This is a genomic window from Pseudorhodobacter sp. (genome assembly GCF_030452865.1).
Classification (GTDB): Bacteria; Pseudomonadota; Alphaproteobacteria; order Rhodobacterales; family Rhodobacteraceae; genus Pseudorhodobacter.
The window spans coordinates 1-2,028 of sequence record NZ_JAKDLJ010000529.1 but is presented as its reverse complement, the minus strand read 5'-3'; the positions used below and the strand labels follow the sequence as shown (position 1 = coordinate 2,028).

Genomic DNA, 2,028 nt, shown 5'->3' with positions numbered 1-2,028 from the left:
GTTATCGTCAGTCGCGCAATACCTGATCTGCGCGATGGGTTGAAGCCGGTGCATCGGCGCATCCTTTACGCGATGAATGAGGTCGGCAATACGATCGACAAGCCGTACCGCAAATCCTCGCGTCCGGTGGCCGATACGATGGGCAAGTATCACCCGCATGGCGATTCCGCGATTTATGATGCGCTGGTGCGGATGGCGCAGAGTTTTTCGATGTCTTTGGTGTTGCTGGATGGGCAGGGCAACTTCGGGTCGATGGACGGCGACAAGGCGGCGGCGTTTCGCTATACCGAAGTGCGGATGGCGAAGACGGCGAATTTCCTGCTGGCCGATATTGACAAGGATACCGTTGATTTTCAAGACAATTATGACGGCAAGGACCGGGAGCCGACAGTGCTTCCGGCACGCTATCCGAATATGCTGGTCAATGGCGCGGGCGGGATCGCCGTGGGGATGGCCACCAATATCCCGCCACATAACCTGGGCGAAGTGATCGACGGCACGTTGGCGCTGATCGCCGATCCGGATATGTCGACCGAGGCGTTGATGGAGATTATCCCGGCGCCGGATTTCCCGACCGGCGGCGTCATTCTGGGCCGGTCTGGCGCGCGCAAGGCTTACCTTGAAGGGCGTGGTTCGGTTGTCATCCGGGCCAAGACGCGGATCGAGGAAATTCGCAAAGACCGTTGGGCAATCATCATTGATGAGATTCCCTATCAGGTCAACAAAGCCTCAATGATCGAGAAGATCGCCGAATTGGTGCGCGAAAAGCGGGTTGAGGGGATCGCGCATGTGCAGGACGAATCCGACCGGATCGGCGTGCGCGTGGTGATCGAGTTGAAGCGCGACGCGACGGCGGATGTCGTGTTGAACCAGTTGTTCCGTTTCTCGCCGATGCAGATTTACTTTGGCTGCAACATGCTGGCGCTGAATGGCGGGCGGCCAGAGCAGTTGACACTGCGCGATTTCCTGACCTATTTCATCAGCTTCCGCGAGGAAGTTGTTGCACGCCGCACCGCCTATGAGTTGCGCAAGGCGCGCGAGCGCAGCCATATTCTGTGTGGCCTAGCTGTGGCGGTTTCCAATGTCGATGAGGTGGTCGCGACCATCCGATCTTCGGCAGACGCCGGCGAGGCGCGGGAACGTTTGATGACGCGGCGCTGGCCAGCCGGGGAGATTATTCCCTTTATCCGCTTGATCGACGACCCCAGCCATAAAGTGAACGAAGACGGCACCTATAACCTGTCGGAAATTCAGGCCCGTGCGATTCTGGACCTGCGGTTGCAGCGTTTGACGGCGTTTGGCGTCAAGGAAATCACCGACGAGTTGGCTGAATTGGCCGCCAAGATCAAGGATTACCTTGAAATTCTGGGCAGTCGCGACCGGATCATGGCGATCATCGGGGATGAATTGCGCGAGGTGAAAGACCTGTTCGCAGTGCCGCGCCGGACCGAGATTTCGGACTGGTCGGGCGATATGGAAGACGAAGACCTGATCGAGCGGGAGGATATGGTCGTCACCATCACCTCCGGCGGCTATATCAAGCGCACGCCCCTGCATGAATTCCGTGCGCAAAGGCGCGGCGGCAAGGGGCTTTCGTCGATGTCGACGAAAGAAGATGATGTGGTGACAACACTTTTCGTCGCCAACACCCATACGCAGCTTTTGTTCTTCACAACCGATGGCATGGTTTACAAGTTGAAATGCTGGCGCTTGCCATTGGCCGGGCGCAATGCGCGTGGCAAGGCTATGGTAAATATCCTGCCGATCACGACAGGCGTGTCGATCGCGGCGATTCTGCCGGTGGATGTGCCGGAAGCCGAATGGGATGATTTGCAGATTTTCTTTGCCACTTCGGATGGGGACGTGCGGCAAAACGCATTGTCGGACTTCACCAACGTCATGCGCAATGGCAAGATTGCGATGAAACTGCCAGATGGGGTTTTCTTGGTAAATGCCCGTATTTGCGACGAGAACGACGATATCATGCTGGTCACTGCGGGTGGGCGGGCGATCCGGTTCCCGACAACC

The 2,028-nt window shown here is 57.6% G+C and carries 1 protein-coding gene; it reads left to right on the top strand.

Going from position 1 to position 2,028, the window contains the following annotated elements; translation table 11 throughout:
• Window positions 1–2,028: DNA gyrase subunit A (gene gyrA / locus L0H65_RS19040; protein WP_301460766.1), on the top strand; the 2,028-nt coding region annotated here is incomplete at both ends.